Consider the following 6,294-nt stretch of genomic DNA (forward strand, 5'->3'; position numbering starts at 1 on the left):
CGCCAAACTCGACCTCCTCCGCATCCGCGTCCTCAACCCCACCTGAACACCCACCAGGGACCAACATCGATCAACCAAAGTGGGCCAGATCCAGTTTTCGGGCGCCGTTGACATCTGGCGGCTCAATGGATCTTCTAGAATCCGGACAGCTCAAGGATCGGAGTACACGATGCTGCTGTTCGAGCTGGCATGCGAGCTGAACTTGGACTTTCCGACCCTCTACCAACTGGGCGCCAGTTTAGGATTCCCGGACATCGACCAGAACATCCCATTGACGTCCGAGGCTGTGGCAGCCCTGCGCGCTGCCGCCCCGGCGGCATCCCTCGACGCACCCCCGAGAAGGTACCCGCCGCGGGTGCGCCACAGGCCAAGACAACCAGAGGTGAAGGTCGCCGACCTGTCACTTATGGCGCGCTCGATCTACCGGGCCGAAACGGCAGTCTTCTCACCACACCGCAGTCGCGCTCTGCCGAGATGGATCACCGAAGCTGAAGCTCAGGTACTCGAACGCCAGGCGCTGGCGTGGGCAGCATGCTGGTTCGAACCCGCCGACGTCGAGCGGTGGATCGTGCTCAACAACGCAGCCGTCGCTCCAGAGGCGGCAGCGGAGATGCGCCGCGCCGGCATCAGCGCGGAGGCAGCGGCCATCCCGCTGTGGTACGGCAAAGTCCGCAAGGGTCACCGCTCCATCGCCCAACGCGTCCACGCCCGCGACGTCACCGCAGACGAGGCTGCGGCCCAACTCCGGGCTGCTGGTCTGCTTCGCTCGGCTGCCTGACGGTTGCAGCGCCGTCAGACGAGCCGCGGCGGCAGTCGATAAGAGCACGACCGCGGAGCGCGCGCCGCCGAGCGAGCCGGCGCGACTATGTCACCCGTTCGGGTTCGTTTGTAGGTGTCGATCACGACCACCACTCGCGATCATTCGTAGCAGGACGCGCAGTACGGGCCGGGTTGGGCGGTGATCGCTGATCAGACGCACCAGCGGCAACGGGCGCCCCTGGTCTCTTCAGTAGCTTCAGTGTCGGCTGCGCCTGGCCGTGGTCCGCGCCTACGCCAAGGGCTGATGCCTGCCGGTAGAGCGCCTGCGTCGCCGATTGGCCGGATAGGGCTGGCGAGAGTAAACCTCGGGTCGGTCCTGGATCGGTCATGTCGGACCCGTGCGAGATGATGGATGCCCGGCACGGCGCTGGGGCGGGGTGCGAGCGGAAGAGGGTGGCTGTAGCTGGCTGGGACGACTGGTGGTGGGTTCGCCAGCCCGTACTCCACGGGCGGAGGGGGAACGACCCTGGAACACGCGTACGGTGCGGTGCTGCTCGCCGCGCTGCTGCTGAGGCATCCCACTGTCGGCCTCGGCGATGATTTCACCCTACGCGAGGTCCGGTTTCAGCAGGCCGCGACCAGCGCTGTCGACGATCTTGTCGTGGTCGGTGACTGCCCGCCGGTCTCCCGGACGTTGTACGTCGGCGTGCGGCGGGACCCGACTATCGCGGGAAAAGACGACTCGTTCGTCAAGTTGCTGGTGGACTACCTGCGCATGGTCCTCTCGCGTCACGACGGTCTGAACGCCGACTGGGAACGGCTCGGACTGGCCGTCGCAGCGCCGCACACCGGCGCGAGAGAAGTGGCGCAGCTGGCAGACCTGGCCCGCAAGCAACCCGACGATCTCACATTCCGCAGGACTGTCACGGCGCCACGGGCGACCAACGCCAGGGTCCGAACCCGGCTGCAGTATCTCGACGACGCGGTCACCGCGGCCGCCGCGCGAGGCGGCATCGCACTGGCCGACGCCGTCGCACGGAACGAGCTGACGTGGCGGCTGCTGAAGGCGCTGCGGATCGTCGAACTGCGGTTGGAAGGCGATGACCAGGCCGACCGCACAGGCGTGGTCAGCCACCTGGTGTCGCTGGCCGGGGACGCAGCACGGGCCACTGCGGTGTGGCGTCGGCTGCGCGAGCTGTCTGCCGAGTACGCGAAAGCGGCCGCGATCATCACCTACGAGATGCTCGTCCGCGACGTCACGCCCTTGATCCAGATCGGCACTTCGTCACCGTTGCCCGCGCCGGCCGGGACCGGCGGCCTCGACGAGCAGATGTACGAGCGGCTGCGGCAGTTGCCGGCGGTGTGCGGCCCGCGGCTGCTCGTGGCCTGGCGCGATGATCAGCCGCTCGCGTGGAAGTTGATCACCGCGCTGACCACCATCGACGACCGACCCGGCAACGTGCTGCAGCAATGGCAGTCCAACCGGCCGGTGTGGCTGGTTGCAGGGTCTTGGCAGGTCCAGCTCGCCGCGGGTGAGCTGGCCGCATCCTACGGCGCCGGTATCCTGGCGGCCGACCTGTTCTGCGCGGCCGTGGACGAGGGCGCTCCACGACGCGACTATTGGCTAGCCCGCGCCGCGCTGATCTACGACGAGAACGACCAAGACGGCAGCCGTCAGAGAACGCTCGCCGCGCTGGCGGCAGGGCCGCCGACGAGCGAGAAGTTCACCGCTGCAGTTATGGCGGTGCTCGACCGGGACTGGGGCACTGCAGCCCAGATCGCGGACGCCTGGGCACCAGTTGAACCCGGCGAACGCGGCCTGAGGGCCGTGCTTCGCCTCCGGCTCGCCGCACCGGCGGACCCGCAGGCGGTACTCGACCGCCATATCCTCGACCGTGGCTTGCAGGTGCTCGGCGAGGCGCTGCGTGACCAGTGGGCCGCCGGTCTTGCCGTTGCCCGCGCCCAACTGTTGATCACGCGCGCTCGGCGTGGCGAGTCGCCGAACTGGGACGCTGACTTGCGCGAAGCCCGATCCCTAGCGGTCCGGGCTCGGGATGACCGACGCGCATACCGCGGTGACAGCGCCGAGGCGGTCGCGGTCGCCTGCCACGCCAGCACGCTGATCACGGATCTGCGCCGCGTCCTGGAGCTCGGCGCCCCGGGCGGTGAGGCCACCGCAGACGAAGCCGCCTCGCCGGAGATCTGCCAGTACGTGGCGATCGCCGCGATTCAGCTCGGCCGGCTTGACCTGGCCCGGGCACGGGCCGAGTTCGTGCCCGATGGGCACGCCCGCGCGCTCATCGATGCCTACCTTGCTGAGGTCGATGGTCAGGACGCACAGCCGCACTGGTGGCGGGCGGCTGACCTGGCCGGCGACAACGACGAACAGCTCGCTCAGGCGTTGCTCGGCCTGGCCCAGAGCGGTGTCGACGGGCTGGCCCGGTTCCCGGACTTCGCGCACCGCCATCCAGACGAGGCCGCCGAACTGCGTGCGATGACCGAGTTGGGCGCCGGCCGTCCCGGGGAGGCGATTCTGGGGCTGCGCGAGCGACGACGCTCCTCGATCACCGTGGCGCTCAGCCTCGCACAGGCATACCGGGCCCTCGGTCGAACCGACGATCAGGTCCAGACGCTGCGCGATGCCGCCGACCACTTCGCCGACCGGTCGCTGCGCCACTCCGCGGCCGAGGTCCTTGCCCGCGCCGGGCGAGCCGCTGAAGCCGAACAGGAACTCGAGGCCCTCCTCGCCGGCGCAGAGCCGGACTGGAGCGGCCGAACCGACGCGCTGCGGCTGGCGGCGCAACTTGCCAACGACAGTGGGCGATTCGACCGGGTCTGCCACCTGCTCCGTACCGTGGTCCAAATCCAGCCTGAGGACACCACATCCCGCTGGGTGCTGATGCGCACCCTGCTCCATCGCGGTGATGTCAACGACGCCTGGCGGGTGCTGCACGGCGCGCCCGAGCCACTCGACCCGTCGAACACCGCCGACGCACGCGCCTGGATTCAGCTGTATCGCAGGCGAGGGCAGCAGGTGGAAACCGTTGCCGGGTGCCTGCGCCTGCTGCGCCGATTCAACGACGACGAACAGTTCGTCGCGTTCACGCTGACGAACGTGATGCTGCCCTGGCCGGAACCCGTTGAGCTGCCCGAACAGCTCCGCGCGCAGCTCGCCAACGAATCGGAGCAGTTCTTCCAGCGTTGGCCGGGCAGCCCGCACCTGCGCCGTCTCCAGACCGGCGACCTTGACCAGCTCCGCACCGACATGATCACCATGACACGGCGCAGCAGCGAGGACGACTTGCGGTGGCGGCGCCTCAGCCACGGCCTCGCCCGTGGCCAACTACCGCTCGGCCTGCTCGCCGCAGCAGCAAGGCGCAGCTACGCCGAGATCTGCCTGCGGCGCGGCGACGGGGCCCTGCCCGCGCACCTGCCAGATCGCCTGGAGTTCATCGCCTGCGTTGAGGCCGCGGAAGCGGCCGAAGACCACGACATCGTGATCGACACACCAGCACTCGCGGTCCTGCAGGTGTTGCCGAACGATGTACGCCAAGCCGCGATGAGCCGCTTCGCCCGCGTGCTCACCTCCGACAACGTGATGGTCGACGCTCTCGCCGCCAAAGACGCGCTGGCCTTCCGGTCCACTAGCTCCATGCGATACGACGAGCTACACGATCACCTGTTGCTCGACGAAACCGCCGAAGACGAAGCCGACCGGCTGGCCGATGAGGCAGTGCGCCTGCACGCGGCGATTGAGGCCCTCACCCGCCGCAGCATTCCGACCACCCAGACGCTCGACGAATCCGGCGCAGGGGAGCTCAGAACCTGGGCATCCGTCCTCGACCTTGCCCTCGCCGACGGCGTCGTCCTGTGGAGCGACGACCCGGTCTTGCGTGCCCACGCGCGCGCAGTCGGCGTCCGGGCCGCTTCCACCACTGCCATCCTGCACCGGCTCCGTGCCGTCGGCGTACTCACCGCCGAACAGCACGAAGACTGCATCAGACGACTGATTAAGGCCCGCATAGGCCACCTGCCGCTCAACGAACAACGCCTGCTCGAACTCGCCGAAGACGACAACTGGCACCCCTGCGCGGTCGGCGCTGCACTCGCCCGGCCTCCGTTCTGGGCAGACCTACGTCGTAGCCTGACGTTTTACCAGCGCCTCATCGCCCAAGCGCGAATCCACGCACCCAGCACCTTGCCGAACTGGCTCTACGCAGCCGTCCGCGGCGCCACCATCCTCCTGCCCAGACCTGACCGTGCCACCGTCGTCGCCGCCGGCCTGCTCGCCGCGACCATCGAGACCGCCGCCGCAGGCGGTGAACAAGTCGAACACCTGCTCGTGGCCACCCGCCGCGCCCTTGCCGACACCGACGACCCCGACCAGCCGCCGGCAGCCGACCCGCTGCCGAACGCCACCACCCTGCTGCGCAACACCCACGCCGAGACGTCCGGCCACGAACTCGCCGCCCGCATCGTCATCACCACATTCACCGCTCTCAGTGAAGCCGACAAGAACACCGTCATCTGGACCCTGCTTGAGTAGCAACACCGCTTATCCGCCGTAGCATCCGCCAAACTGGGCATGGCACAGAATGCACTAGATGTCCATTGTGGATGATCATGATTAGATAAGGCCTGAACGTCTGCGCGGTGATCCTTGGTGGTTGGGTGCGGTGGCTGGCATCGCTCTGCGGTCGGTCTCTCGACCGGGTGACCGGTCAGCGTCGCAAAGCCGGGCTGGCCGCGTCGCACCGGCTTGTCGCCTCGTTGGTATAGGTGAGAGATGTTCGTGGTGCGGGGGCCTTGACCGAAGTTGAGGTGATCGTCATGGCCGACACCGACATGATCATTCGAGATCCGGCGACCGGGATCTTCGGGTTCCGGCTTGAGCTGGGCCGCGACCGTAACGGAGCGCGGATGCAGGCGCGGCGGGCCGGGTTCGTCACCGAGCAGGCCGCCCTGGTCGAGTACCGTCGCCTCAGTCGCCGTCGGGACGCGAACGTGCCCCGGCCGCGGCTGAGCGACCCGGTCCAGACCATGTGTGAGGACTGGTTGCGGTCGAGGGAGCAGGAACTGCAACCGAACACCTTGTACAACTACACGTGGCTGCTCGGGCTGGTCTACCCGTACGTCGGGAAGGTGCGGGCGTCGCGGCTCAGTGCCCGGATGGTTGAGCGTGCCTACCGGGATCTGGAGCAGGCCGGCTACTCCCGCAGTACCCTGCGCACGCTGGACCTGGTGCTGGCCAAAGCCTTCGCGGCGCAGACCGGCAGAACGCTGGGTTCGCAAAAGCCGAGGGAAAGCGACAAGGTGCGACCGGTGTGGACCTTGGCCGAGGCCCGGTGTTTCCTTGGGCATGTTCAGGGTGATCGGCTTTATCCGCTGTGGCGGTTGCTGCTGACCACGGGCCTGCGGCGTGGTGAGCTGTGCGGGCTGATGTCAACGGTCAGGACGAAGTCCTGTCCTGCGGTCTTTGAAGTTCCTTGTGGGCGGACACCAGAATTCCGTGCTGACGGTCAGGTGTTCTCCTCG

The 6,294-nt window shown here is 68.0% G+C and carries 2 protein-coding genes and 1 pseudogene; all 3 read left to right on the forward strand.

What is annotated here, in order from left to right:
* The first annotated feature begins 169 nt into the window (after positions 1-169).
* Positions 170-778, forward strand: coding sequence for a hypothetical protein (locus ABZS58_RS50770; RefSeq protein WP_354792005.1), 609 nt, complete (start codon positions 170-172; stop codon positions 776-778).
* Between the two features lie 528 nt (positions 779-1,306).
* Complete coding sequence (locus ABZS58_RS50775; RefSeq protein WP_354792007.1) at positions 1,307-5,305, forward strand: hypothetical protein; 3,999 nt, start codon at positions 1,307-1,309, stop codon at positions 5,303-5,305.
* Positions 5,306-5,589: 284 nt separating this feature from the next.
* Positions 5,590-6,294, forward strand: a pseudogene (locus ABZS58_RS50780) (hypothetical protein); the annotation flags it as partial.

Origin of the sequence: Dactylosporangium sp. NPDC005555, from assembly GCF_040605635.1 — a bacterium.
Lineage (GTDB): Bacteria > Actinomycetota > Actinomycetes > Mycobacteriales > Micromonosporaceae > Dactylosporangium.

Bases quoted from the DNA above. Each gene is read 5' to 3' on its own strand.
- ABZS58_RS50770 (WP_354792005.1), top strand. From the start codon at position 170: ATGCTGCTGTTCGAGCTGGCATGCGAGCTGAACTTGGACTTTCCGACC.